This is a genomic window from Streptomyces sp. NPDC107546, from assembly GCF_055639175.1.
Genome location: NZ_JBVKBA010000005.1, coordinates 107,039 through 132,013, shown reverse-complemented (window position 1 = coordinate 132,013; position 24,975 = coordinate 107,039). Strand labels below are relative to the sequence as shown.

25 protein-coding genes and 2 pseudogenes are annotated in these 24,975 nt (G+C 72.1%); 7 read left to right on the top strand and 20 right to left on the bottom strand.

All coding sequences use genetic code 11. The features are described 5' to 3' along the window. Positions 1-100 precede the first annotated feature (100 nt). Both ACZ7L1_RS09340 and ACZ7L1_RS09335 read left to right on the top strand, forming a co-directional pair. Positions 101-3,838, top strand: a complete 3,738-nt coding sequence (locus ACZ7L1_RS09340; protein WP_471435591.1) for an ABC transporter ATP-binding protein — start codon at positions 101-103, stop codon at positions 3,836-3,838. Positions 3,839-3,985: 147 nt separating this feature from the next. Next, positions 3,986-4,375 (top strand): hypothetical protein, encoded by a 390-nt coding sequence (locus ACZ7L1_RS09335; RefSeq protein WP_471435590.1) that lies wholly within the window; start codon positions 3,986-3,988, stop codon positions 4,373-4,375. A 13-nt stretch (positions 4,376-4,388) separates the two neighbouring features. On the opposite strand, the gene ACZ7L1_RS09330 is transcribed toward ACZ7L1_RS09335, so the two are convergent. The 3 genes from ACZ7L1_RS09330 to ACZ7L1_RS09320 form a co-directional block, all read right to left on the bottom strand. Next, on the bottom strand, positions 4,389-4,985 hold the full coding sequence (locus ACZ7L1_RS09330; RefSeq protein WP_471435588.1) for a hypothetical protein: 597 nt from the start codon (positions 4,983-4,985) through the stop codon (positions 4,389-4,391). A 113-nt stretch (positions 4,986-5,098) separates the two neighbouring features. Beyond that, complete coding sequence (locus ACZ7L1_RS09325) at positions 5,099-6,925, bottom strand: glycoside hydrolase family 3 protein (protein ID WP_471435587.1); 1,827 nt, start codon at positions 6,923-6,925, stop codon at positions 5,099-5,101. 312 nt (positions 6,926-7,237) lie between these two features. After that, on the bottom strand, positions 7,238-8,155 hold the full coding sequence (locus tag ACZ7L1_RS09320) for a LysR family transcriptional regulator (protein ID WP_471435585.1): 918 nt from the start codon (positions 8,153-8,155) through the stop codon (positions 7,238-7,240). 90 nt (positions 8,156-8,245) lie between these two features. On the opposite strand from ACZ7L1_RS09320, the gene ACZ7L1_RS09315 reads away from it, so the two are divergent. Further along, positions 8,246-9,169, top strand: a complete 924-nt coding sequence (locus tag ACZ7L1_RS09315; protein ID WP_471435583.1) for an EamA family transporter — start codon at positions 8,246-8,248, stop codon at positions 9,167-9,169. A 30-nt stretch (positions 9,170-9,199) separates the two neighbouring features. Further along, positions 9,200-9,355: a hypothetical protein gene (locus ACZ7L1_RS09310; protein ID WP_471435581.1), complete on the top strand. Its 156-nt coding sequence runs from the start codon at positions 9,200-9,202 to the stop codon at positions 9,353-9,355. A 66-nt stretch (positions 9,356-9,421) separates the two neighbouring features. Here ACZ7L1_RS09310 and ACZ7L1_RS09305 read toward each other — a convergent pair. The 5 genes and pseudogenes from ACZ7L1_RS09305 to ACZ7L1_RS09285 all read right to left on the bottom strand — a co-directional run. After that, positions 9,422-10,120 (bottom strand): annotated as a pseudogene (locus ACZ7L1_RS09305) (DnaJ C-terminal domain-containing protein); the annotation flags it as partial. 183 nt (positions 10,121-10,303) lie between these two features. Further along, positions 10,304-11,011, bottom strand: a pseudogene (locus ACZ7L1_RS09300) (caspase family protein); the annotation flags it as partial. Then, on the bottom strand, positions 11,008-11,484 hold the full coding sequence (locus tag ACZ7L1_RS09295; protein ID WP_471435580.1) for a hypothetical protein: 477 nt from the start codon (positions 11,482-11,484) through the stop codon (positions 11,008-11,010). The pseudogene ACZ7L1_RS09300 and the gene ACZ7L1_RS09295, both read right to left, overlap by 4 nt. 703 nt (positions 11,485-12,187) lie before the next feature. Beyond that, positions 12,188-12,988 (bottom strand): sugar phosphate isomerase/epimerase family protein, encoded by an 801-nt coding sequence (locus ACZ7L1_RS09290; protein ID WP_471435579.1) that lies wholly within the window; start codon positions 12,986-12,988, stop codon positions 12,188-12,190. 159 nt (positions 12,989-13,147) lie between these two features. Beyond that, a complete protein-coding gene (locus ACZ7L1_RS09285) occupies positions 13,148-14,188 on the bottom strand; it encodes a LacI family DNA-binding transcriptional regulator (protein WP_471435577.1) in 1,041 nt (346 codons plus the stop codon). Between the two features lie 366 nt (positions 14,189-14,554). Here ACZ7L1_RS09285 and ACZ7L1_RS09280 point away from each other — a divergent pair, with 366 nt between their 5' ends. The 3 genes from ACZ7L1_RS09280 to ACZ7L1_RS09270 are packed head-to-tail and all read left to right on the top strand — an operon-like array spanning position 14,555 to position 17,687. After that, positions 14,555-15,706 carry a Gfo/Idh/MocA family protein gene (locus tag ACZ7L1_RS09280; RefSeq protein ID WP_471435576.1) on the top strand — a complete coding sequence of 384 codons (1,152 nt, stop codon included), beginning with the start codon at positions 14,555-14,557 and terminating at the stop codon, positions 15,704-15,706. Further along, a complete protein-coding gene (locus tag ACZ7L1_RS09275; RefSeq protein WP_471435575.1) occupies positions 15,703-16,854 on the top strand; it encodes a dihydrodipicolinate synthase family protein in 1,152 nt (383 codons plus the stop codon). The genes ACZ7L1_RS09280 and ACZ7L1_RS09275 overlap by 4 nt, the downstream gene beginning before the upstream one ends. A 32-nt stretch (positions 16,855-16,886) precedes the next feature. Next, complete coding sequence (locus ACZ7L1_RS09270; protein WP_471435905.1) at positions 16,887-17,687, top strand: sugar phosphate isomerase/epimerase family protein; 801 nt, start codon at positions 16,887-16,889, stop codon at positions 17,685-17,687. Positions 17,688-17,735: 48 nt separating this feature from the next. Here ACZ7L1_RS09270 and ACZ7L1_RS09265 read toward each other — a convergent pair whose 3' ends face one another. The 12 genes from ACZ7L1_RS09265 to ACZ7L1_RS09210 form a co-directional block, all read right to left on the bottom strand. Further along, a complete protein-coding gene (locus ACZ7L1_RS09265; protein ID WP_471435574.1) occupies positions 17,736-18,140 on the bottom strand; it encodes a gas vesicle protein K in 405 nt (134 codons plus the stop codon). After that, positions 18,124-18,390: a gas vesicle protein gene (locus ACZ7L1_RS09260; protein WP_471435572.1), complete on the bottom strand. Its 267-nt coding sequence runs from the start codon at positions 18,388-18,390 to the stop codon at positions 18,124-18,126. The genes ACZ7L1_RS09265 and ACZ7L1_RS09260 overlap by 17 nt, the downstream gene beginning before the upstream one ends. Then, positions 18,387-19,199, bottom strand: coding sequence for a GvpL/GvpF family gas vesicle protein (locus ACZ7L1_RS09255; protein WP_471435570.1), 813 nt, complete (start codon positions 19,197-19,199; stop codon positions 18,387-18,389). Before ACZ7L1_RS09255 ends, ACZ7L1_RS09260 begins: the two co-directional genes overlap by 4 nt. Positions 19,200-19,204: 5 nt before the next feature. Beyond that, positions 19,205-19,729, bottom strand: coding sequence for a gas vesicle protein (locus ACZ7L1_RS09250; RefSeq protein ID WP_471435569.1), 525 nt, complete (start codon positions 19,727-19,729; stop codon positions 19,205-19,207). Positions 19,730-19,810: 81 nt separating this feature from the next. Then, a complete protein-coding gene (locus ACZ7L1_RS09245; RefSeq protein ID WP_471435567.1) occupies positions 19,811-20,950 on the bottom strand; it encodes an SRPBCC family protein in 1,140 nt (379 codons plus the stop codon). Beyond that, positions 20,943-21,440, bottom strand: coding sequence for a hypothetical protein (locus ACZ7L1_RS09240; RefSeq protein WP_471435565.1), 498 nt, complete (start codon positions 21,438-21,440; stop codon positions 20,943-20,945). The genes ACZ7L1_RS09245 and ACZ7L1_RS09240 overlap by 8 nt, the downstream gene beginning before the upstream one ends. 28 nt (positions 21,441-21,468) lie before the next feature. Then, on the bottom strand, positions 21,469-21,732 hold the full coding sequence (locus tag ACZ7L1_RS09235; RefSeq protein WP_471435564.1) for a gas vesicle protein GvpG: 264 nt from the start codon (positions 21,730-21,732) through the stop codon (positions 21,469-21,471). Between the two features lie 40 nt (positions 21,733-21,772). Continuing rightward, positions 21,773-22,483, bottom strand: a complete 711-nt coding sequence (locus ACZ7L1_RS09230; RefSeq protein WP_471435562.1) for a GvpL/GvpF family gas vesicle protein — start codon at positions 22,481-22,483, stop codon at positions 21,773-21,775. An 8-nt stretch (positions 22,484-22,491) separates the two neighbouring features. Next, positions 22,492-22,929, bottom strand: coding sequence for a gas vesicle structural protein GvpA (locus tag ACZ7L1_RS09225; protein WP_471435561.1), 438 nt, complete (start codon positions 22,927-22,929; stop codon positions 22,492-22,494). A 35-nt stretch (positions 22,930-22,964) separates the two neighbouring features. Continuing rightward, entirely contained in the window at positions 22,965-23,291 is a 327-nt protein-coding gene (locus tag ACZ7L1_RS09220; protein WP_471435903.1) for a gas vesicle protein GvpO, read from the bottom strand. 277 nt (positions 23,292-23,568) lie between these two features. After that, a complete protein-coding gene (rbsD, locus tag ACZ7L1_RS09215; protein ID WP_471435559.1) occupies positions 23,569-23,958 on the bottom strand; it encodes a D-ribose pyranase in 390 nt (129 codons plus the stop codon). Further along, entirely contained in the window at positions 23,955-24,935 is a 981-nt protein-coding gene (locus ACZ7L1_RS09210; RefSeq protein ID WP_471435558.1) for a ribokinase, read from the bottom strand. Before ACZ7L1_RS09210 ends, rbsD begins: the two co-directional genes overlap by 4 nt. Positions 24,936-24,975: the final 40 nt, after the last annotated feature.

Genomic DNA, 24,975 nt, shown 5'->3' with positions numbered 1-24,975 from the left:
CCTACCCGCCGGTACGAGTCCGAATGTTGCGCGGGGATGAAATCCGCTGCTGACGGCGTTGGTGTCTTCCGGTAGACCAGGTCTGAAGGAGGGCACCGGCGTGGCAGAGCACGAGGGGGAGCATCGCGGCTGGGCGCGGCGACTCGCGGGGTACGCCTGGCGGTACCCCAAGGACGTCGTCCTCGCCCTGGGCTCCTCCCTCGCCGGCATGGCGCTCACGGCCCTGGTGCCCCTGATCACCAAGGTGATCATCGACGACGTCATCGGAAACCACAGCAGGCCCATGGCCCCCTGGGCGGGCGCCCTGATCGGCACGGCCGTCCTCGTCTACGTCCTCACCTACGTCCGCCGCTACTACGGCGGGCGGCTGGCCCTGGACGTCCAGCACGACCTGCGGACGGACATGTACGGGACGATCACCCGGCTGGACGGGCGGCGTCAGGACGAGCTGTCCACCGGCCAGGTGGTCGGCCGCGCCACCAGCGACCTCCAGCTGATCCAGGGCCTGCTCTTCATGCTCCCGATGACCATCGGGAACGTCCTGCTCTTCCTGGTCTCCCTGATGGTCATGGCCTGGCTGTCGCTGCCGCTGACCCTGGTCGCCCTGGCCGTCGCGCCCGCCCTGGGGTTCATCGCGGGGCGCAGCCGGTCCCGGCTGCACCCGGCGACCTGGTACGCCCAGGCCCAGGCCGCCGCCGTGGCGACCGTGGTCGACGGCGCCGTCAGCGGTGTTCGTGTGGTGAAGGGCTTCGGGCAGGAGGAGCAGGAGACCGGCAAGCTCCGCGAGGTCGGGCGCCGGCTCTTCGCGGGGCGCCTGCGGACCATCCGGCTGAACGCCAGGTACACCCCGGCCCTCCAGGCCGTACCGGCTCTCGGCCAGGTCGCCATGCTCGCGCTCGGCGGCTGGCTCGCGGTGCGCGGGCACATCACGCTCGGCACGTTCGTCGCGTTCTCCTCCTACCTCGCGCAGCTCGTCGGCCCGGTCCGCATGCTCGCCGTGGTCCTCACCGTCGGCCAGCAGGCCCGCGCGGGCGCCGAGCGCGTCCTGGAACTGATCGACACCGAGCCGTCGCTGAAGGACGGCACCAAGGAGCTGCCCGCCGACGCGCCCGCGACCGTCGAGTTCGACGACGTCTCCTTCGCGTACGAAGACGGGCGCCCGGTCCTGGACGGGCTCTCCTTCGAGATCCGCCCCGGCGAGACCCTCGCCGTCGTCGGCTCCTCCGGCTCCGGGAAGTCCACGGTCTCGCTGCTGCTGCCGCGCTTCTACGACGTCACGCACGGTGCCGTCCTCGTCGGCGGCCACGACGTGCGGGAGCTGACCTTGACGTCCCTGCGCGCCGCGATCGGGCTGGTCCCCGAGGACTCCTTCCTCTTCTCGGACACGGTCCGCGACAACATCGCCTACGGCCGCCCCGACGCGATGGACGAGGAGATCGAGCGGGCAGCGCGCGCCGCCCAGGCGGACCGTTTCATCGCCGAGCTGCCCGACGGCTACGGCACCAAGGTCGGTGAGCACGGCCTGACCCTCTCCGGCGGCCAGCGCCAGCGCATCGCGCTCGCCCGCGCCATCCTCGCCGACCCCCGGCTGCTGGTCCTCGACGACGCGACCTCGGCGGTGGACGCCCGTGTCGAGCACGAGATCCATGAAGCGCTGAAGCAGGTCATGGAGGGCCGCACGACCCTGCTCATCGCCCACCGCCGCTCCACCCTCAACCTCGCCGACCGCATCGCGGTCCTCGACGGCGGCCGTCTCGCCGACATCGGCACCCACGAGGAGCTGCAGGAGCGCTCCGCCCTCTACCGTCGCCTCCTCACCGACCCCGACGAGCTGGGCGGTGTCTCCCCCGGCCACGCCCAGCCGGCTGCGCCGGAGGAGGACACCAGCGTCCGGGACGAGCTGGACGCCGAGTTCGACGCCGAGCGCGGCGTCACCCCGCGGCTGTGGACCGGCGACCGCGAGCCCAAGGACCACGCCCTCGCCGGCACCCCGGCGACCCCCGAGCTGCTCGCACGGGTCGAGAAGCTGCCCCCGGCCACCGACACCCCGGGCGTCGACGAGGCACGTGCCGTCCGGCCGGAGGAGTCCTACGGCCTCACGCGGCTGCTGCGCGGCTTCGGGCTGCCCCTGCTCGTCAGCCTCGCGCTGGTCGCCGTGGACGCGGGCATGGGGCTGCTGCTGCCGATCCTGATCCGGCACGGCATCGACCAGGGCGTGTCCCGGATGGCAGTCGGCGCGGTCTGGTCCGCGTCCCTGCTGGCGCTGGTCACCGTCCTGATCCAGTGGGCGGCGCAGGTCGGCGAGACCCGGATGACCGGACGCACCGGTGAACGCGTCCTGTACTCCCTGCGGCTGAAGATCTTCGCCCAGCTGCAGCGGCTCGGGCTGGACTACTACGAGCGGGAGCTGACCGGCCGGATCATGACGCGGATGACGACCGACGTCGACGCGCTGTCGACGTTCCTGCAGACGGGGCTGGTGACGGCCTTCGTCTCCGTCGTCACCTTCTTCGGCATCATGGCCGCGCTGCTGGTGATCGACGTACAGCTCGCCCTCGTCGTGTTCGCCACGCTGCCGCCGCTGATCGTGGCGACCGTCTTCTTCCGCCGGGCCAGCGTGAAGGCGTACGAACTCGCCCGCGAGCGGGTCTCGGCGGTCAACGCGGACCTTCAGGAGTCGGTGTCCGGGCTGCGGATCCTGCAGGCGTTCCGGCGCGAGCGGGACGGCGGGCGGCGGTTCGCCGAGGGCAGTGACTCCTACCGCCGGGCGCGCATCCGCGGCCAGTGGCTGATCTCCGTCTACTTCCCCTTCGTGCAGCTGCTGTCGTCGGTGGCCGCGGCGTCCGTGCTGATCGTGGGCGCGCACCGGGTCGGGGCGGGGACGCTGACGACGGGCGCCCTGGTCGCGTACCTCCTCTACATCGACCTGTTCTTCGCGCCGGTGCAGCAGCTCTCCCAGGTGTTCGACGGATACCAGCAGGCCACGGTGTCGCTGGGCCGCATCCAGGAACTCCTCCAGGAGCCCACCACCACGAAGGCCGCCGACGAGCCGCTCGAAGTGCTGTCGCTGCGCGGCGACATCACCTTCGACGGCGTCCACTTCGCCTACGGGGACGACGCGGAGGCGCTTGCCGGCGTGGACCTGACGATCCCGGCCGGGCAGACCGTCGCTTTCGTCGGCGAGACCGGCGCGGGCAAGTCCACCCTGGTCAAGCTCGTCGCCCGGTTCTACGACCCCACGCGCGGCCGGGTGCTGGTCGACGGCACCGATCTGCGCTCGTTGGACCTGACCTCGTACCGGCACCGGCTCGGCGTGGTCCCGCAGGAGGCGTACCTGTTCCAGGGGACCGTCCGGGACGCCATCGCGTACGGGCGTCCGGGCGCGACCGACGCCGAGGTGGAGGCCGCGGCCCGGGCGGTCGGCGCGCACGACATGATCGCCCGCCTCGAGGGCGGCTATCTGCACGAGGTCGCCGAGCGCGGCCGCAACCTGTCCGCCGGACAGCGGCAGTTGATCGCCCTGGCCCGCGCCGAACTGGTGGACCCCGACGTCCTGCTGCTCGACGAGGCGACCGCCGCACTCGACCTGGCCACCGAGGCCCAGGTCAACCAGGCCACGGACCGCCTCGCCGGCCGCCGTACGACTCTGGTCGTGGCGCACCGCCTGACGACGGCGGCCCGCGCCGACCGGGTGGTGGTGATGGACCATGGCCGCATCGTGGAGGACGGCACCCACGAGGAGCTGCTGCGCCGCGGCGGGCGGTACGCCGAGCTGTGGCGGACGTTCGTGGGGGCGCCGGAACCGGGGCAGGAGGAGCCGGTCGGCTCCTCGGCCTGACGCTCCGTCGGATTCGGGAAATTCTGCGGAGGTTGCCCCAAACGTTCGAAAATGTGCGCCTGCGTGCTCCACCGCGATGCAACCATCTGTCGTACGCCATGCGTCCGTACAGCAGTACGCTCATCGTCGCGGGGAGGGACCACAAAGGTGGACAAGAGTGCGATACGCCGGCGCCTGGCGCTCGGCATGACCGTACTGACGGCGTCCGGGCTGCTCGCACTGGCGAGCCCGGGACACGCGGAGGCGGCCGGCTACTGCTCGGGACGCAACGTTCGTACGCTCTCGTTCTCCACCGGCTCCGTGCAGGTCTACAGGCGCGACGGTTATGTGTGCGCGGTGACCTTCGCCAAGCGGGCCTCCGGAAGGAAGACGACCATGTCGGTGAGCGTGCAGGCCCGCGGCAGCCGTCCCGCGGTCGACATCGGGCAGTACACGCACCACGCCGGGCCCGTCACCGTGCACGCCGGCCACCGGTGCGTGTGGATCCGCGGCTCCGTCGGGTCCGGATCGGTCAGTTCCGGGTGGACCCTCTGCTGAAGCGTCCCCGCGCTCACAGCCGCCGGGCGCACCCCACCGGTCTGCTGCCGCCCAGCTGGACGTAGAGCGCCGTCGACGGCGGGCACTGCGAGCGGCGCGCGACCGCCGACGTCACCCTGTACTCGGGCGTGCGCCCACCCCTGCCGTCGCAGGCCGTCTCCCGGACCTCGCCCTTGCCCGCGCCGTACACGCAGTCCCCGACGATCGTGCGCGGGCCGCCCCCGCCACCGGGGTCGCCCGGGTGCGGCGGCTCCAGGTTCCGCATGCACGCATAGCCGCGCCGCACCACCCCCGAGGGGCTGATGTGCAGCACGAAGTCCGTGGTCGCGGGGCACGCGGGACCCTGCGCCGGATCGCCGTCGTAGCGGGCGACCACCCGGGCGGCGGCCCGTTCGCTGGTGCACGGCACTTCCGTGAAGCTCGTCGTCCCGAAGGAACTGCACTCGTCCACGGCGAGGAACTCGGCGCCGAACCCGGACGGCGCCGCCGACGTGACACGCCCGCTCGGCCGGTCCCTCGCCGCCTCCGACACCGTCTGGCACCCGGAGAGCCCGCCCACCACCAGCGCAGCGGCCAGCAGCGCACCCAGCAACGCTCGCGTCCCTCGCATCGCCAACCCCCCGGTCCACCCCCGTCCAGCGTGACCCGCGGCCACGGCCCACGCCAGACGTCTCGGGTGCTTTGCGACATTTGGGGGCGGGGTGCCCGGTTCCCGGCGTACGGCTAGTACGACAGCCCGTACCCGATCGGGTACAGCACCTGCGCCGGGTCGTCCGCCCGTTGCACCGGCACCGGCAGCTTCCCGTGCGGCCTCACCCGGCCCGCGATCACCCGTGCCGCGGCGCGCAGTTCGACGTCCGTCCAGGAGTACGACGCCAGGAAGGCGCCCACGTGCGGGAGTTGGGCGACGTCGTAGGGATTCCGGACGGCGAGGGCGACCACCGGCTTCCCGGTGGCGGCCAACCGGTTCACCAGCGTCCGCTGGGAACTGGTCGCGCTCACGTTGTACGTGGCCACGACCACCGCGTCCGCGTCCCCCGCCGCCGTCACCGCCTTCGCGATCGCCGCCGCCGAGGGGGCGGTGCCGGTGGACAGCGCGGTCGCCGTGAAGCCCAGCTCGTTCAGGGCGTTCGCCAGGACGGTGGTGGGTGGCCCGTCGGTGCCGGTCGGGGACGCCGGGTCCGCGCCTGCCACCAGCAGCCGGGGGTGGGTTCGGCGCGAGAGCGGCAGCAGGCGCTCCGTGTTGACCAGCAGCGTGGTCGTACGGTCCGCGATGCGGTCGGCGGTGCGCAGATGCCCTGGGGTGCCGACGGTCCGCTCGACGCCGGCCCCGGTCACGTACGGCTGGTCCAGCAGCCCCAGCTTCGCCTTCAGGCGCAGGATGCGCAGCAGCGACTCGTCCAGCCGGGCCTCGGTCAGCTCGCCGCCCCGCACCGCGTCCAGCACCGCGTTCCACGCGAGGTCCAGGTTCGGCGGGTTGAGCAGCTGGTCGACCCCCGCCTTGAGGGCGAGCACGGGCACACGGTCGTCGCCGTACTTCTGCCGTACGCCCTCCATGCCGAGCGAGTCGGTCACCACGACCCCGTCGTAGCCGAGCTCCTCGCGCAGGATGCCGGTGACGATCGGACGGGAGAGGGTCGCGGGGTCGCCCGAGTCGTCGAGTGCGGGCACCATGATGTGCGCGGTCATGACGGCGTCGATCCCGGCCCGGACCGCCGCCCGGAACGGCACCGCGTCCAGCCTCTCCCACAGCTCGCGGCTGTGCGTGATGACCGGGAAGCCGTAGTGGCTGTCGACGGCGGTGTCGCCGTGGCCCGGGAAGTGCTTGGCGGTCGCCGCGACGCGGGAGGACTGATAGCCCCTCACCTCCGCGGCGACCAGGTCCGCCACCGCCTCCGGGTCGGCACCGAAGGACCGTACGCCGATGACCGGGTTGGCCGGGTTGACGTTCACGTCGGCGTCGGGGGAGTAGTCCTGGCGGATGCCGAGGGCGCGCAGTTCGGCACCGGCGATCCGGCCCAGGGTTTGCGCGTCTGCCCGGGAGCCACCGGCTCCGATCGCCATCGCGCCCGGGAACAGGGTCGCGGGCCTGCCCACGCGGGCGACGATCCCGTGCTCCTGGTCGGTGGCGATGAGCACGGGCAGCCCGCGGGGTTGGTCGAGCGAGGCCTTCTGGATGCCGTTGGACAGCTCGGCGATCTGCTGGGGATCGCGGGTGTTGTGCGCCCAGGTGAAGTAGATGATGCCGCCGACGCGGTACCTGGCGATCAGCTCGGCGGCCGTGCGGACGCCGATCTCCTTGAGGTTGGCGTCGATGTCGGCCTGGTCGGGGGCGGTCGCCGAATGGCCGTAGACCCGCATCACGAAGAGCTGGCCGGCCTTCTCCTCGAGCGACATGCGGGAGATCAGGCCCTTGAGCCGTTCGTCGTCGTACCCGGCGGCCCGAGCGGCACCCGGGGTGAGGGCGAGGGCTGCGGTCAGGCCCGCGGTGGCGGCGAGGACCGTGCGTCTGGAGGGCTGTGCGGTGCTTCCCGTGCCGGAGTCGTGCACGTGCGCTCCTTCCGGAGGAGAACGCTGAAGGAAACTTCCGAGGAGTCACCAATATCCTGGAAGTTTTCGCCGGTCAAGGCGCCGCACACGCGGTACCGCACGCAAGGGGCCGCCATCGGCGCTGTGGGGGGCGCGCCGATGGCGGCGTGCTGCCGGCCGCGTGCGGCGGAGAGGGTGGTCAGCGATCGCAGCCAGCAGCGAGGGCCGACACCGCAGCGCGGAGACTCATCCGGCAGCCTGCCCATGGGACGAAGGCGCACCGGGTCGGGTTCCCCGGAAACGGCCGGTCGCCGGAAGTCGGTACGAGGGTGGTCAACGGGGCGTGTGCGCCGAGACCGCGGGCCAGTGGTGCTGGAGGGTGCGCACGGTCTCGGCGATCGCCGGCCGACGGGCCGCTCCCCTGCGCCACAGCGCGTACAGATGCCGTACGGGCATGGGGTCCAGGGGCACCTCGACGACCCCCTCGGGCAGCGGGCCCCGGCCCAGCCGCGGGATCAGGGCGATACCGAGTCCGGCGGCGACCAGGGCGACCAGAGTGGGGTTCTCGTCGGCCTGGTGGACCACCTCGGGCTCGTGCCCGGCCGCGCGCAGCGTCCGCACCAGCCACTCGTGGCAGACCCGGCCCGGCGGCTGGCAGATCCAGCGTTCACCGCCCAGCTCCTCGCGGCGCACCGCCGTCCGCCCGGCGAAACGATGGCCTGCGGGCACCAGCAGATCGCACAGGTCGTCTCCGATCACCGCCTGCTCCACCCCCTCCGGGGCGGGCAGCGGCGCGATGTCCCAGTCGTGCGCCACGGCGACGTCGACCACGCCCTTGGCCACCAGGTCGACGGACAGATGCGGGTCCACCTCGGTCAGCCGGGTGTCCAGGGCGGGATGCCGGCGCGTCAGATCCGCGAGCACCCCCGGCATCAGCCCGCGCGCGGCCGAGGCGAACGCCGCCACCGTCAGCCGTCCGGCGGGCAGCCCCCGCCGCTCCTCCAGCTCGGTCTCGGCACGCTCCACGATCGCCAGCAACTCCTGAGCGGTTGCGGCCAGTTGCATCGCGTCGTCGGTGAGCCGCACGCCGCGCCCCTCCCGTTCGAGCAGCACGGTCCTGGTCTCCCGCTCCAGCTTGGCGATCTGCTGGGAGACGGCGGACGGGGTGTAGCCGAGCGCGGTGGCCGCGGCGCCGACCGTGCCGTGGACGGAGACGGCGTGCAGGGCGCGCAGGCGCTGAAGATCGAGCAAGACGACCCCCTCGAGGATTAGAGCTACTTCATCCAACCATGCAGCAATCATCGCTGGTGCTTCACGGTCGTGCACCGTGATCATCGACGTATGCGACCCGCACACCTCTCTCTCGCCGTCCTCGTCGCCGCCGTCTGGGGCGTCAACTTCACCGTCATCGAACTCGGCCTCGGCCACTTCCCGCCACTGCTGTTCTCGGCCCTGCGCTTCCTGGCCGCGGCCGTCCCCGCCGTCTTCCTCGTGGGCCGCCCCAAGGTGGCGTGGAAGTGGATCGTGGCGGTCGGCCTGGTGCTGGGCGTGGCGAAGTTCGGGCTGCTGTTCCTCGGCATGGCCGCCGGGATGCCCGCCGGCCTGTCCTCCCTGGTCCTCCAGATCCAGGCGGTGTTCACGGCGCTCATGGCCTTCGCGCTCCTCGGCGAACGCCCCACGCGCCTGAGGGCGCTGGGCATGGCGGTGGCCCTCGGCGGCGTCGCCCTCGCCGCCGTCGACGAGGGAACGGCGGGCCCGCTCGGCGCGTTCGCCCTGGTCATCGTGGCGGCGGCCTGCTGGGGCCTGTCCAACGTTCTCACCCGCAAGGCGTCCCCGCCGGACCCCCTGAACTTCATGGTGTGGGTGAGCACGGTGCCGGTCCTGCCCCTGCTCGGTCTGTCCCTCCTCACAGAGGGCCCGTCCCGCGACCTCTCCGCGCTGCGCACCCTCGACTGGCAGGGCGTCGGCATCGTCCTCTACGTCGCCTGGATCACCACGGTCTTCGGCTTCGGCGCCTGGGGGTGGCTGCTGCGCCGCCACCCGGCGTCCACGGTCGCCCCGTTCTCCCTGCTGGTCCCGGTCTTCGGCATGTCGTCCGCGGCCGTGTTCCTGGGCGAACCGATCAGCTCCCTGCGCTGGGGTGCGGCGGCGCTGCTGGTGGGCGGGGTGGCGCTGACCTCCCTGGCCCCGGCGAAGAGGGTCCGGTCGAAGGAGGTCCAGTCGGCGGACGTTCCAGCACGCGAGTCGGTCGGCGAGCCGGCATGAGGCCCTGCCCGAGCCGGCAGGTGGGCCGGCGTGCGGGCGAGGCGCGGTCGCGCCCCGCCCGCACGCCGGCTCCGGGACTCCGCGATCTACTCGATCACGGCACAGGAGTGGCCGCAGTGCCGCTCACTGCTGGAGGCGAGGGTGGCCAGGAAGTCGGCCCAGGCGGCGGGGGAGACGGTGAGGTAGGGGCGGTCCGGGGCCTTGGAGTCGTGGATGTGCTTGGCGGTGGTGAAGGCGACTTCCTCAGTCGCGTATCTCGACGCGGGCGAGGAGGTCGCCCCGGCCGCCGCCTCTCAGGTGGATGACGCCGAGGCCGGCCAGGCGCACGGTCTGGCCGTCACGGATGCCCGGAGGGATGCGGACGGTATGACGTCCGTCCAGCGTCTCCAGGGGAAGAGTGCCTCCCGTCGACGCCAGGGCGCGCGGGATGGTCAGGGTGCGGTGCAGGTCGTCGCCCTTCCGTTGGAAGACCGGGTGCGGACGTTCCACGATTTCGATGTACAGGTCTGCCGGCCGGCCGCCGCCGGGGCCGACCTCGCCTTCGCCGGCCAGCTGGATTCTGGTGCCGTTCTCGACGCCCCCCGGAATCTTGATGGTGAGCGTACGGCGGGCGCGGATCCTGCCGTCGCCGGCGCATTCGGGGCACGGGTGGGGCAGGAGCGTGCCGTACCCGTCGCACTTCTCGCACGGATGCGACGGGGCGGGCTCGCCGAGATAGGCTCGCCGGAGTTCACCGAACAGGCCCCGTCGGGGGTCCGGCGTCTCGCCGCGCCCCCCGCAGGCGTCGCACTGCATGGGCCGGGTTCCCGGCTCCGTACCCGAACCTTTGCAGGTGCCGCACACGACGGCGGTCTCCACCTGGACGTCCTTCGTCGTGCCGAACGCTGCCTCTCCCAAGTCGAGTTCCACACGGATCATCGCGTCCTGGCCAGGGCGGGTACGTGACCGGGGGTACTGCTCCTTCGGCTGCCGGCCGACATCGGCACCTGCACGGTCCCAGGTCTCGGACGCCGCTTCCGGCTCGGCCACCGTCTGTCGCTCGTCCTCGCCGGTTCGCGGGTCCGCGCCGTGGGCGCCCGCCCTCGCGCCGACCGCACGCGCGATGGTCACCTGATATTCCAGGTCGGCCCACATCCGAGGCCGCTGTCTCACTCCGTCGCGGTGCAGGGACTCGTACACGTAGTCGTACAACTCGGTGACCGTGATCCGGCCGTCCCGGTTCAGGTCGGCCGCTCCGGTACGCAGGCCCTCGATCAGCGCGCCCGTGAACCGGGAGGGCTGCGGCACCTTGGACTCGACCCGCTCGCCCTCCCATGCGTACTCGGTCCGGCTGGTCGCGGTCAGGACGGCTCTGCCGTGACCGCTGAGTTCGTCGCGTACGTGGATCCGGTCGTCGCCCTTCGCACCGGGCAGGAAGGCTCCGCTGTAGCAGCAGTCGAGCAGGACGACGATGCTGCGGGCCCGGCAGCGTTCCATGCGGTCGCGCAGGAAGGCGGCCGGGATCGCGGTGGAGGCGGGAAGGTCGCGGTCCGTGTCGCGTGCGGCGAAGTGCAGGTGGCCGTCGTCGTCCTTGATGCCGTGGCAGGACACATGGAGAAGAAGCAGGTCGTCACGGCTGCGGTCCCTGAAGAAGCGCTCCAGCGCGCGCATGGCTTCGTGAGCCCGGGCATCCTTCACCTGCTCGGTGTGGAACCCGCCTATGAGGGGGTCGGAGAGTACGTCGGCGAGGCCTGCGCAGTCCTGGCCGGGGGAGCGCAGTGTGCTGAGTGTTCGGTCGTCGTACGTTCCGGTCGCGATGAGGAGAGCGTCCCTGCGGCCCGCGCCGAGGGGGAAGTCGGTCATGGGGCGGTCTGCTCCTGAACAGCGGGCGGCTCTCCGGTACCTCCCGTGACTTCGGCCGCTTCGCCGGGTGTGGTCGGGCTGTCGTCGGCCTGGTTACGCGTCCGGACCTCCTCCAGAAAGGCGTCCACCAGGCGCCGTTGCTCCCCGGCCGAGGCGTGACCGAGCTCGAGGGTGCGGCCGTCGATGTCGACCTTGACCGAGCGCACGGGGCGGTTCTGCATCCAGGTCTCCACCAGATGCAGCGCGGGTCGCAGGACGGCTGGTGCGAGGCTGACGGCGAGAGCGCCGACCGCTATGAGCTCACCCGGCTTGGCGCCCTCGGGTGCCGGTGCGCCGGATCGCACCATTCGTACGTCGTCCACGTCCAGTTCGAGCAGCCGCCGCCTCAACTGCAGGGTGAGCTCGTCGAGTTCCTCCGGGTCCACCTCGGCCCGACCGGACACGACCAGACGCACGGTGCCGGCTGCCGCCATGTCGTCCCCCTGTTCAACGGCGGCTTCCAGTGTATGGGGGAATGGGAAGGCCGTTGTGGGACTGGTGAGTTCGGACGGCCGGGGCGGGGCGGGGGAGTCGGTGCAACACAACCAGCCGATCTGTCGCACTTCAGCAGGCGGTAGGCCCGGGGTCGGGCCGGCGGTGTTCGCTGAGGAGGTGGAGAGGAGGGGGCTCTGATCGGCGGCGTTCGAGGGTATCCGCAGTTGTCCGACCCCGACGATCCGGAACTGGACGTGTGGCTCGGGGAGCTGGGCCGTCACCTCGACGGGTCTGCCGGGCGGCAGCGCGGAGCGGGTCGTCGTCGCCCACAGCCCGTCCGCCGTGCTGTGGTTGCACGCCGTGGCCCGTGGGTGAAGGGGCTGGAGGTGGACGGGGCACTGCTCGTGGCCCCGCCGTCGCCTCCGTTCTCGTCCGGCACCGGGAGGTGGCTGCCTTCACCCCACCGCCCCTCGACGACCTGACCCTGCCCGGCCCCGACCCGCACCGCCGCGGGCGACGCCGACCCGTACTGCCCCAAGGGGGCGAAGACGGCTTTCGGGGAACCGCTCGGCAGCGGGACCGAGATCATCCCCGGCACAGCCCGCCTGGACCTGGACGCAGGCTACGGCTCCCGGCCCGCGGTGCTGGAGTGGTGCCTGGACGGCTCCGCGAGGCTCACGGCGCGCTGACACCGGCCCTTTCCTACGCCGATTCGTTGAGCAGCCGCCCCAGGTGCTCCCGCCCCGCGCCCAGCAGCTCCGGCAGCGGTGTCGCCGACTCGTACCAGCGCTTCTCGTACTCCCAGCACAGCCAGCCGTCCCAGCCGTGACGGGAGAGGACCTCCACGCACTCGGCGAGCGGGAGGACGCCGGAGCCCAGCGGCAGCGGTGTCGTGTCGTCGGCGGACGCGATGTCCTTGACCTGGACGTAGCCGAGGTACGGGGACAGCGCCGCGTAGGTCTCCTGCGGCTGCTCGCCACCCAGCCAGGTGTGCATCACGTCCCACAGCGCGCCCGCGTTCCGGTGGCCGACCGTGCCGAGGACGCGCAGGGCGTCCGCGCCGGTGCGGTGCGAGTCGTGCGTCTCCAGCAGGATCCGTACACCGGCGTCGGCGGCGTACTCGGCGGCGGTGCCCAGGCGCCGGGCGGCCGTCGCGTCGGCCTCCTCAGGGCTCTGCTCGGTGCCGCCGCCGGGGAAGACGCGGACGAAGGGGGCGCCCACGTCGCGGGCCAGGTCGAGGAGGTCGCGGATCTCCGCCAGGACCGGCGCGTCGTCACCGGGCGCGGCCACGCGTGCGTACCCCGCGAGCCCCAGGATCTCGACACCGGCCGCCTTGAACGCGGCGGCCGCGTCGACCCGTTCGGCGGGGGCGATGCCCGGGTGCACGGGTTCGTCGGGATGCGCGCGCAGTTCGACACCGTGGTAGCCGTGGGTGGCCGCGAGGTGGACCACGTCGGGTATGGGCAGACCGGGGACGCCGAGGGTGGAGAACGCGAGCTTCATGCATACGGACCCTACTCGGCACCTGTGGGCAGTGCCCGTCGGCGACACCCGGGCGCGTCGGGCCGATGTCCCTGCCGAGCCGGAAGGAAGCCGGGGGCTGCTTCCACGGGTGGCGCGCCGGGACGGGACCGCCCGCCCCTCCCGACGCCGGCCGCGGCCCTATCCCCGCGGCGCCGCCGTCGAACCCCGCACCATCAATTCCCCCCGCACCGTCGCGATCCCGCCCGGCGGCGGTTCCTCGCGTCCCATCGCGATACGGCCCGCGCGGGCCCCCGCCTCCGAGAGCGGGAGGCGGACCGTCGTCAGGGCCGGTACCGCGTCGATCGCGAACGGGAGGTCGTCGAAGCCCGCCACCGACACGTCGTCGGGGATGCGCAGCCCGGAATCGCGCAAGGCCGCGCACGCGCCCAGCGCCACCGTGTCGTTCGCGGCCACGATCGCCGTGAGGGACGGGTCTCTGCGCAGGAGTTCGAGTGTCGCCTCGTAACCGGCCCGGCGGTCGTACCGGCCGTGCACCGTCAGCTTCGGGTCGTCCTCGATCCCGGCGGCGGCCAGCGCCTCCCGGTGACCCTCCAGGCGGTGCCGCGTCGTCGTGCGCTCCTCCGGGCCGGCGATATAGCCGAGCCGCCGGTGCCCGAGGCCGATCAGGTGCTCGGTGAGCTGCCGGCCGCCGCCGCGGTTGTCGAAGGTGAGGGCGATCGCCTCGGGCTCCGGCGGCCGGCCGCACAGCACCACCCGGGTGCCCGCCGCCGCGAGCTTGCGCAGCTTCGCGCCCACGGCCTCCACATGCGCGCTGACCTCCACCGCGCCACCGGTGAGCACCACCGCCGCCGCCCGCTGCCGCTGCAGCAGCGTCAGATACGTCAGCTCCCGCTCCGGCGAGCCGCCGGTGTTGCACACCACGGCGAGCCGTTCGCCGCCGGCCCGTCCGCCCGGGCCACCGATCTCCGACTGGATCGCGCTCGCCATGATCCCGAAGAAGGGGTCGGCGATGTCGTTGACCAGGATCCCGACCAGGTCGGAGGTGGCCGCCGCCAGCGAGCTCGCCGGGCCGTTGAGGACGTAGTCCAACTCGTCCACCGCGCGCAGCACCCGCTCCCGGGTCGACGCCGCCACGGGATAGTTCCCGTTCAGCACGCGCGACACGGTGGCGGGCGACACCTGTGCGCGCGCCGCCACGTCCGCCAGGGTCACCGTCATCGTCGTCCTCCGGTCGCGTGTCTCGTCGTACCCGTCGTGCTCGGCGGCGTCCGTCGTGTCCGTCCACCGACATCCACTGACATCCGCCGAGATCCATCTACAGCTCTACAGACACCCGTGTACAGGCCTGCGGTTCACCGTGTTCGACGGATCGACCAACTCCACGCTCCCGGACCGGCCGACTTCACGGCACCGTGTCCGTCGTGTCACCTCGTGTGACGCTGTATGCGGACACGTGCATCTCGTCGGCCCGGCGGTCTTGTCCGAGCCGCCGCACAGAGGCTAGCGTCTTCGTATATAGAAAGCGCTTGCTGTCACGCTCACCCCGGAGCGTACGAGGCGCCGGACGCGTACGAAGGGATTGACGTGACACGCAAGACGGTGCGAATCGCCATGAACGGCGTGACGGGGCGCATGGGCTACCGCCAGCACCTCGTCCGTTCCATCCTGGCCCTCCGCGAGCAGGGCGGCCTCGACCTGGGCGACGGCGTCGTGCTGTGGCCCGAGCCGGTGCTCGTCGGCCGTCGCGAGCACGCCCTGAGGGCGCTCGCCGAGCAGCACGGTCTGGAGCACTGGTCGACGGACGTGGACGCGGTCCTCGCCGACCCGACCGTCGAGATCTACTTCGACGCGCAGGTCACCTCCGCCCGCGAGGGGTCGATCAAGAAGGCGATCTCGGCGGGCAAGCACATCTACACCGAGAAGCCGACGGCCACCGGCCTGGAGGGCGCCCTGGAACTGGCCCGCCTCGCCCATGAGAAGGGCGTCAAGCACGGCGTCGTCCAGGACAAGCTCTTCCTGCCCGGCCTGCTGAAGCTGAAGCGGCTCATCGACGGCGGCTTCTTCGGCCGGATCCTTTCGGTGCGCGGTGAGTTCGGGTACTGGGTGTTCGAGGGCGACTGGCAGCCCGCCCAGCGTCCCTCCTGGAACTACCGTGCCGAGGACGGCGGTGGCATCGTTGTCGACATGTTCCCGCACTGGGAGTACGTGCTGCACGAGCTGTTCGGCCGCGTGAGGTCCGTACAGGCCCTGGCGACCACCCACATCCCGCAGCGCTGGGACGAGAACGGCAAGCCGTACGACGCGACGGCGGACGACGCCGCGTACGGCATCTTCGAACTCGAAGGCGGCGCGATCGCCCAGATCAACTCCTCCTGGTCGGTGCGCGTCAACCGCGACGAACTGGTGGAGTTCCAGGTGGACGGCACGGAGGGCTCGGCGGTCGCGGGACTGCGCAAGTGCCGCGTGCAGCACCGCTCGGCGACCCCGAAGCCCGTGTGGAACCCGGACATCCCCGCCACCGAGGTCTTCCGCGACCAGTGGCAGGAGGTCCCGGACAACGGCGAGTTCGACAACGGCTTCAAGGCCCAGTGGGAGCTGTTCCTCAAGCACGTCTACACCGACGCCCCCTACCACTGGGACCTGCTGGCCGGCGCCCGCGGCGTGCAGCTCGCCGAACTGGGCCTGAAGTCCTCGGCCGAGGGCCGCCGCCTCGACGTACCGGAGATCTCCCTGTGACCGTCCACCTCCCCGACGCGAGCGGGCGGCTCAGGGCCTACGAGCCGCGCCGCGAGCCCCTCGCCCTCACCTCCGGCACGCCGTTCACCTCCCGTACGGTCTTCTCCGCGGCGCACGTCGTCGCCGACCCGTACGCGGACGTGTCCCCCGACTCGCCCGCCGCGGTCGACTGGGATGCCACGCTCGCCTTCCGCCGCCATCTGTGGTCGCACGGGCTCGGCGTCGCGGAGGCCATGGACACCGCGCAGCGCGGGATGGGCCTGGACTGGGCGGGCGCGGCCGAGCTGATCCGTCGGTCCGCCGCGGAGGCCAAGGCGGTCGGCGGGCGGATCGCCTGCGGGGTCGGCACCGACCAGCTCGCCGCCGGCTCCCTGGAGGAGATCCGCAAGGCGTACGAGGAGCAGCTCGCCGTGGTGGAGGAGGCGGGCGCGCAGGCGATCCTCATGGCGTCCCGCGCCCTGGCCGCCACGGCGAAGGGTCCCGAGGACTACCTGGAGCTCTACGGCCACCTGCTGCGCCAGGCCGCCGAACCCGTCGTCCTGCACTGGCTCGGCCCGATGTTCGACCCGGCATTGGAGGGCTACTGGGGCTCCAGCGACCTGGACGCCGCCACGGACGTGTTCCTCGAGGTCGTCGCCGCCCACCCGGACAAGGTGGACGGCGTCAAGATCTCCCTGCTCGACGCCCGGCGCGAGGTCGACCTGCGCCGGCGCCTCCCGCAGGGCGTGCGCTGTTACACCGGTGACGATTTCAACTACCCGGAGCTGATCGCCGGCGACGAGCAGGGCTTCAGCCACGCCCTGCTCGGGATCTTCGACCCGCTCGGCCCGCTGGCCGCCGAGGCGGTACGGGTCCTGGACACCGGTGACGTGAAGGGTTTCCGGGAACTCCTCGACCCCACGGTGGAGCTGTCCCGCCACCTGTTCCAGGAGCCCACCCGCTTCTACAAGACGGGTGTGGTCTTCCTGGCCTGGCTCGCGGGCCACCAGGAGCACTTCACGATGGTCGGCGGCCTGCAGTCGGCGCGCTCGCTGCCGCACTTCGCGAAGGCGTACGAACTCGCCGACGGGCTGCGCCTGTTGCCGAACCCGGAGTTGGCCGAGACACGCATGAAGACGCTGTTGTCCCTGTACGGAGTGGCCCAGTGAGCACGGCACCGGAGCGGTTCTCCATCAACCAGATGACGGTGAAGCAGCTGTCCGTGCCCGAACTGGTCGATGCCTGCCAGGAGTCGGGTGTGCGGGGCGTGGGCCTGTGGCGGGAGCCCGTGCAGTCCCACGGCCTGGAGGCCACGGCGAAGCTGGTCCGTGACGCCGGGCTGACGGTGACGACCCTGTGCCGGGGCGGCTTCCTCACCGCGATCGACCCCGACGAGCGGGCGCGCGCCCTCGACGACAACCGCCGGGCGGTCGACGAGGCGGCCACGCTGGGCACGGACACCCTGGTCCTGGTCTCGGGCGGGCTGCCGGCCGGCTCCAAGGACCTGCGCGGGGCGCGCGAGCGGATCGCGGACGCGCTCGCGGAACTGGGCCCGTACGCGGCCGAGCGCGGTGTGCGACTGGCCATCGAGCCGCTCCACCCGATGTACGCCTCTGACCGCTGTGTGGTCTCGACCCTGGCCCAGGCCCTCGACCTGGCCGAGCGATTCCCGGCGGAACAGGTGGGCGTCACGGTGGACACGTACCACATCTGGTGGGACGACACGGCCCCCGAACAGATCGCCCGCGCGGGCGTCGGCGGCCGCATCCACACCTTCCAGCTCGCCGACTGGACCACCCCGTTGCCGGAGGGCGTCCTCAACGGCCGCGGGCAGATCGGCGACGGCGCGATCGACATGCGCGAGTGGAAGGGATACGTGGAAGCCGCGGGCTACACCGGTCCCATCGAGGTCGAGCTGTTCAACGACGGGCTGTGGGCGCGGGACGGCCGGGAGGTCCTCGCGGAGACGGTGGCGCGGTTCGTGGAGCACGTGATCCGGTGACGCCCCCGGGTGGGCCGGGCCCGCGCGGCCCGGTCCGCCCACAGGCTCTCACGGCGGAAGCAGCGTGCCCAGCGGACCCAGGTCGATGTTGAGGTCGGCCATGGTGAGGCCGTACTGGTCGCACAGGTCGGCCATCCGGTCGTGCAGGAGCATCAGGGTCAGTCCGAGCCGTTCCTCCTGCTCCTCGGTGAGGCCGCCCTCGTCGACGCGGTGCAGGGCCTGCCGCTCCATCAGCTGGCGCAGCAACTCGACGATGGTGAGGACCAGTTTGACAAGGTCCCGCTCTACCGTCTCCGGGTCGGCGTGCAGCCGGCGCGCGACGCCCCCGCCCCGGTCGGCGGACGGCGGGGGGACCTCGTCCGGGCGGGCGGGCAGCAGCGAGAACGCCCGGGTCGCGGCCTGGGCCACCTCCCGCAGCCGGTCCGTGCGCGGGCCGTCAGCCGGGCCCGTCACCGTGGCTCCCGTAGACCGGAAGTGCGGAGTGTCCCGGGGGCAGGAACGTCGCCCACTCCGCGTCCAGCTCCTCGCGGATCGCGACGATCACCGCGCGCAGCGAGATCCGCACCAGGTCCACGTCGGCGATGGACAGCACGAGATCGCCGGTGAGCACCACACCGCCGCTCAGCAGCCGGTCCAGCAGGTCGATCAACGCCACCTGCGGCTGGGCGACCGGGCGGTCGTCGTACGGGCCGTACTCGCTCACCGCTGCCCGGCCCCTTCCCGCGCGTCGGGCGCGAGCGGCGCGGTGAAGGAGTACGGCGCCCACGGCCCGGTGACGTCCACGCGGATCCCGGGCAGGCCGTCGGCGGCGTGCAGCATCCGGTCGCGGAACTCCTCGGACAGCCGGCGCGGGACCAGATAGGCGTCGTTGGCGATGTTCTCGCCCGGCACCCGCGCGAGGCCCCCCTGCTGCGGCCGGTGCCGGGTGCGCTCCACCGCCAGGCCCCTGGCCTCCTGCTCGGTCCGCCGCACGGCCTCCTCGGCGAGCCGCCAGGCGTCCTCGCGTGCCTGCCGATGGTGCCGACGGCTGCGCAGATACGCCTTCCCCGGGTTCTCCTCGGCCGCCGGGGCGCCGGTGGGCGCCTGGGCGGGCGAGGGCTCCGGCGGCGCCTCGACGTAGACCTTCACGCCCCACTCCACGTGCGCGGCGAGCCGGTCGAGGAGAGCGGCGAACTCCGCCTCCCGCCCGGCCAGCATCTCCCGTACCCGGCTCTCGTCCAGGTAGACGGTGGCCAGCCGCAGGGGAAGGACCGTGGTGTGCCCGGCGAGGGTCTCGATCACGAAGTGGTGCGCCCGGGCCGTCGCCTCCAGCCACCGCAGATCCTCCAGGCCGGCCTTCAGGGCCGCCTCCGAGAACTCGGCCGCGGGCACCGCGCTGACCGCGGCCGCCACCTGACCGTGGCGGACCAGGGTGACGGGGGCGTCCGCCACGCCCCGGACAGGCGCGAGCGCCGTCTCGTCCAGGGCCGACGCCCCCAGTACGGCATACGCGTAGCACAGCTGCTCGTCCACCGTCCTCAGCTCCGGTCCTCGTCCTCATCGGTCCTGCGCCTGGTGCGCCGGGGTTCGGTGCGCGGCTCTCGTTCGGTGTCGCGGTCCCGTCGCGGCTCCCGTTCGGTGTCGCGGTCCCGTCGCGGCTCCCGTTCGGTGTCGCGGTCCTCCCGCGGCCGGCGGCGGGCGGACCTGCCTTCGGACAGCTCGGGCGTCGGGGAGCTGGCGAGCTGTTTGCGCAGTTCCTCCACCTCGGACCGCAGCCGCTCGTTCTGCTCCTTCAGGCTGCGTCGGCCGTCCGCGCGGGAGGACAGCGCCGGGTCGTGCTCCCACCAGTCGATGCCGATCTCCCGGGCCTTGTCCACGGACGCGACCAGAAGCCGGAGTTTGATGGTGAGCAACTCGATGTCGAGGAGATTGATCTTGATGTCGCCGACGATCACGATGCCCTTGTCGAGCACGCGTTCAAGGATGTCGGCCAGGTTCGCGCCGGAGGACCCCTGGCTGTAGGGGGTCAGGGGCCGCGACGCGGGAACGGCGGGCTCGGACACGGCACACTCGACCTCGTTTCCTTGAGCACCCGACGGCGGCGACGCGAAGACCCGCGGGCTCGCGCACCCCGGCGCCCGCGACTATCCGCGGCGCCGGCGCCCTTCGGATGCCTCCCTCTCGTCGTAGCGGTCGTCGGGTTGTTCGTCCTCGTCCTCGTCCTCCTCCCGCTCGTCGTCCTCCTCGTAGCTGGAGTCGGGCTCCTCTTCTTCCTCGTCCTCTTCGTCCCCGTCGCGGCGTCCCCGACGTCCCTCTTCTCTGTCTTCCTCTTCTTCCTCGTCCTCTTCCTCGTCCGGGCGGCGCTCCTCGGGCTCCTCTTCCCGCTCCTCGGGCTCCTCTTCGCGCTCCCCGCGGCCCTCCTTCTCCGCCTCTTCCTCGCGCTCGACCTCCTCGGAGCTGCGGACCACCTCCCCGTCGCGGACCTCGCCGCGCCAAGCGCCGGTGGCCTCACCGCGGGACATGACGAACGAGCGGTAGAGCTTGAGATCGAGCCGCACCCGCCGCCCCTGTGCGCGCCACAGGCTGCCCGTCTTCTCGAACAGGCCCTTGGGGTAGTACTGCAGGACGAGCAGCACCTTGGTGAGGTTGTCGCCGAGCGGGTGGAAGGTGACGACGCCCTTGTTCGTGCCCTTGGGGCCCTCGGTGGTCCAGGCGATGCGCTCGTCGGGCACCTGCTCGGTCACGACGCCCCGCCACTGACGACGTGACTTGGCGATCTTCGCCTGCCAGTGGGTCGTTGTCTCGTCCTCCCGCCGGACGTCCTCGACACCCTTGGCGAACCGTTCGAAGTCCGGGAACTGCGTCCACTGGTTGTAGGCCTCGCGCACGGGCACGCCCACGTCGACGTCCTCGATGATGGTCAGCCCGCGCTGCGGGCCGCCGGGCTTGCCCTTGCCGCCTCCGCCCACCGCCTCCTTGGCCTTGCCGAGCAGCGTGTCCTTCGCCTGGGACAGCATCCCGCCCGCTCCCGCGCCGTCGCCTCCGCCTCCGCCTCCGCCTCCGAGGAGCCTCTTGCCGCCTTTGAGGGCGAGCTTGGACAACATGCCGGGACCGACGTGCGTCTCCGCCAGCCGGCGCGCCCCCTCACCCAGCCGCTCGCCCATGCCCTCGAGCATCACCTGGAGCCGGGCCTGCAGGTAGTTCTCCAGCTCTTCCTTCAGCCGGTCCGCGCCAGGGTTCCCCTGCACCTGATCGCGAACCTTGTTGAGGGTGCCCTCAACCATCGTCCGGCCTCCTTGATCGTGCGGACCCGCTCTTCGCCTGCTTCTCACGCCCCTTGCCCCGGCGACCCGGCTCCTCCCCTGCTCCGCTCCGACGCTCTCCCCGGCTTCCGTCGTCCCGGTCGCCCTCGTCCCGGTCCTCCTCGTCCGCGCCTTCCTGGTCGCGGGCTTCCTCGTCCCGGCTGCGCCCGCCCTCGCCGTGCGCCTTCTCCTTCAGCCCCACGGTGCGTTCGTGCAGGGCGTCGGCCAGGCTCTCGGCCTTCGCCGACAGCACGGTGGTGGCCGCGGCCTTTCCCGCGCTCGCCAGTTCACCGCGCACCTGCTTGCTGACGTTGCCGAGAACGGGGGAGTCCTGGAGCAGTTTGCCGACCTGCCCGGGCCTCATCCGCGACCCGGCCAGCGCCGCCCCCAGGCTCAGGGCGAGCTTGCCCTTCTTCGTCCGGCCCAGCAGGTAGCCGCCGACAACAGCCGCGCCGATCTTGGCGTTGTTCATGGTTCCGTCTTCTTTCTTTCGCCGACCGTCACGGCCCGCCCTGCGCACGCCGCAGGTGGTAGGCCCTGATCTCCTCCAGGCGGTGCAGCAGCGCCTCCTCGCGCTGCGCGAACTCCTCCTCGCCGATACGGCCCTCGGTCCGCGCCTGCTCCAGGTTGATCAGCTCCTCCTGGATGGGAGCCGGGTCGTAGTATTCCTGCTCCGCGTTCTGGACGACCTTGTCGAGCACCCAGCCGATGCCCTTGAACGGGGCGAGCGGCAGCCCCAGGATCCCCGTGACCAGTCCTCCCACAGCGCCTCCTCATGCCGTCCGGGCCGGTCGATCGCAACGCTCAGGCGAAGCTGTACGGCGGCAGCGGCCCCCGTACCCGCAGCTCGATGCCCTCTCCGAGGCGTTCGGCCAGTTCCTGCCCGGTTCGCGTGAACTCCTCCGTCCGCTCCCCCTCCACCAGGAAGGACGCGTTCACGAAGTACTGCTTGGAGGGCGGGGAGGTCTTCTCGGACACTGCGAGCGGACGCAGGGCGGCGACGACCTCCTCGGCCAGCGCGTCCTGACGGTTCTGTACCTCCTGGGCCACGAGCTGACCGAGCGCCAGCCGGTCGTCGTAGCTCCCGCCCTCGCGGGTCCGCTCGCTCAGCGCCCGGACCTGGTCGGACTCCTCGAGGATGGTGCGCAGCAGCGCGTCCTCCTGCCAGACGCCCTTGATGTTGATCTCCGCCCGCCCGGTGAGCTCGTCCAGACGCCGGGAGAACTCCTCCGCCCGCGCCTCCAGCACCGCGCGTACGGCGTCCTCGTTCTCCGCGACGTACCCGAAGCCGAGCGGCAGGATGCTGCCGCCGGCCCACAGACGTCCCTGGACCTCGTTGTGCGCCTCCAGGTCCCGGCGCGCGACCGACAGGTCCTCGGGGGCGTCACTGACGACGGCGCAGAGCGAACCGCTGTGGACGGCGTGCAGCTCGGCGGGGGCCTCACCCACGCCCTTGACCCCGTCCAGATCCAGCGGATGCGAGTCCTTGGTGATCGCGTACACGTACAGCGACATCGGCCCGCTCACTCCTCCCGGTCCTTCGAGGAACGGCGGCCCGAGTCGCGTTCGACGTGCTCGTGTTCCCTCTCGCGCTCCTTGCTCCCCTTCTGGAGCGATTCCGTGAACGCCTCCACCGCGCCGGTCAGCGCACCCTTGCTCTTGCCCCGGGCACCACCCTCGGTGACGCTCTGGGTGATGTCGGTCAACGTCGCGGGGGCCTTGCGGCCCGACTCCAGATCCAGTCGGTTGCAAGCCTCGGCGAAGCGCAGATAGGTGTCCACGCTCGCCACGACGACGCGTGCGTCGACCTTCAGGATCTCGATACCGATGAGGGACAACCGTACGAACGCGTCGATGACCAGGCCCCGGTCGAGGACCAGTTCCAGTACGTCGTAGAGGTTGCCCGAGCCTCCGCCGCCCCCGCCGGCCGGCAGACCACCGCCCTGCGGCACTACAGTCACAATCTTCCCCTTCAAGCGAAGGGCGTCGGCCGCTGTCAGCGGCCCTCTTTGTCGACCTGCGCGCGGGTGTAGCGGCGTACGCGTTCGTAGCCCATCAGATTGCCCGCGGGGTCCAGAACGACCCTGTAGCTGGCCATGACGCTGCTCGTGTCCGGAACGCGCTCCAGCTCGAGGACCTCGATGAGGGCCTCCCAGCCCTGATCCGTCGGCCTCAGCGCCGAAACGGACTGAGGAGCCCGCCCGAGCAGCTCGGTCAGCTGCGCAGCCGCGCTCCGCATGGCCTCGGGGGCCGACGTCCGCTCCGGAGCGGGCGCCTTCGGCGAGGGGGAGTCTGCCTTGTCCGGCTCACGGTCGTTCGTGATCCATCACCTTCTTCTCTTCATCCATCATCGCCCCCGTCCACAGCCCGTGCCAGTCAGGCTTGCGCCGCCCGCGCCGCCCGCACGGGGGTCGGCGGAAAATTTCTCGGCGAACGGTGCAACCCTTGCCGCTCTCTGCGTGTCGTAAGGGGAGTCAGGACTCCCCGGGGGGATCTGGGGGGATCACGGGGGTTCTGGCGGGGTGGGGGGAAGCCGAGGGGCCCGGGCAGTGACCGGGCCCCTCGAAGTATCTCGGGGTCTCTCGGGCGGAGCGGCCGGTTCAGAAGAAGACGCCGCAGCGCAGGAGTACGTTCGCGTACGGGCGGGCCTCGCCGGTGCGGACCACCAGGTGGGCGTCGGCCGTGAGCCGCTTCAGCTTCTCGTGCGGGACCAGCTCGAGGTCCGGGAAGCGGGCCTGAAGCAGCGCCGTGGCCTGCGGGTTGGCGTCCCGCACCTCGTGCGCGGCCGTGGCGCCCTCCACCACCAGCTCCTGAAGCAGACCGTCCAGGACCTCCGCGAAGGACGGCACCCCGGCGCGGAACGCCAGGTCCACGACCCGGGGGCCCGCCGGGATCGGCATGCCCGCGTCGCATATCAGGACCCCGTGCCCGTGCCCCAACTCGGCCAGTGCGCCCGCGAGATGACGGTTCAGAATTCCGGCCTTCTTCACAGGGACCCACCTCGCAGGGACGCTCCCGGCTCGCCGTCTCGCCCGCCGGCCTGGGGGGCGTCCCCCACGCCGGCACAGCACAGGGCGTCGACCTCCTCGGCGGTGGGGTAGGACTCCTGAGCCCCGGGGCGCGTGACCGCCGCCGCCCCCACCCGCGCCGCGTACGCCGCCGCCTCCGGCAGCGCCGTACCCGTGCCCAGCCGCCAGGCCAGCGCCGCCGTGAACGCGTCGCCCGCGCCCGTCGTGTCGACGGCGTCCACCTTCACGGAGGGGATGCGCGTCATGGCGTCGTCGGCCGCCACCAGCGCCCCCTCCGCGCCCAGCGTCACCACCACCGAGCGGGGGCCGAGCGCCAGCAGCGCCCGCGCCCAGTCCTCGGGCGCCCCGCCCAGTTCGTCGCCCGCGATGACCCGTGCCTCGTGCTCGTTCACGATCAGCGGGTCACAGGCCGCCAGCACCTCGGCGGGCAGTGGCCTCGGCGGCGACGGGTTCAGCACGAACCGGGTACCGGACGGCAGGTTCCGTACGACCTCCTCGACCGTCTCCAGCGGGATCTCCAGTTGCGCCGACACCACCCGGGAGGCGTGCAGCAGGCTCTGCGCGGCCCGTACGTCCTCGGGGGCGAGCCGCCCGTTGGCGCCCGGGGAGACCACGATGCTGTTGTCCCCCGACGGGTCCACCGTGATCAGCGCGACCCCCGTGGGCGCCCCGCCGACCAGGACCCCCACCGTGTCGACGCCCGCCGCGCGCTGCGCGTCCAGCAGCAGCCGTCCGTGCGCGTCGTCACCGACCCGGGCCAGCAGCGCCGTACGGGCACCGAGGCGGGCGGCGGCCACCGCCTGGTTCGCGCCCTTGCCGCCCGGGTGGACGGCCAGGTCGGAGCCGAGCACGGTCTCCCCGGCCGCGGGCCGCCGCTCGACCCCGATCACCAGGTCGGCGTTGGCCGAACCCACGACCAGGAGGTCGTAGTCGTACATGAACTGTCTCCCAACGGATCCCGACGGATCCCAACGGATC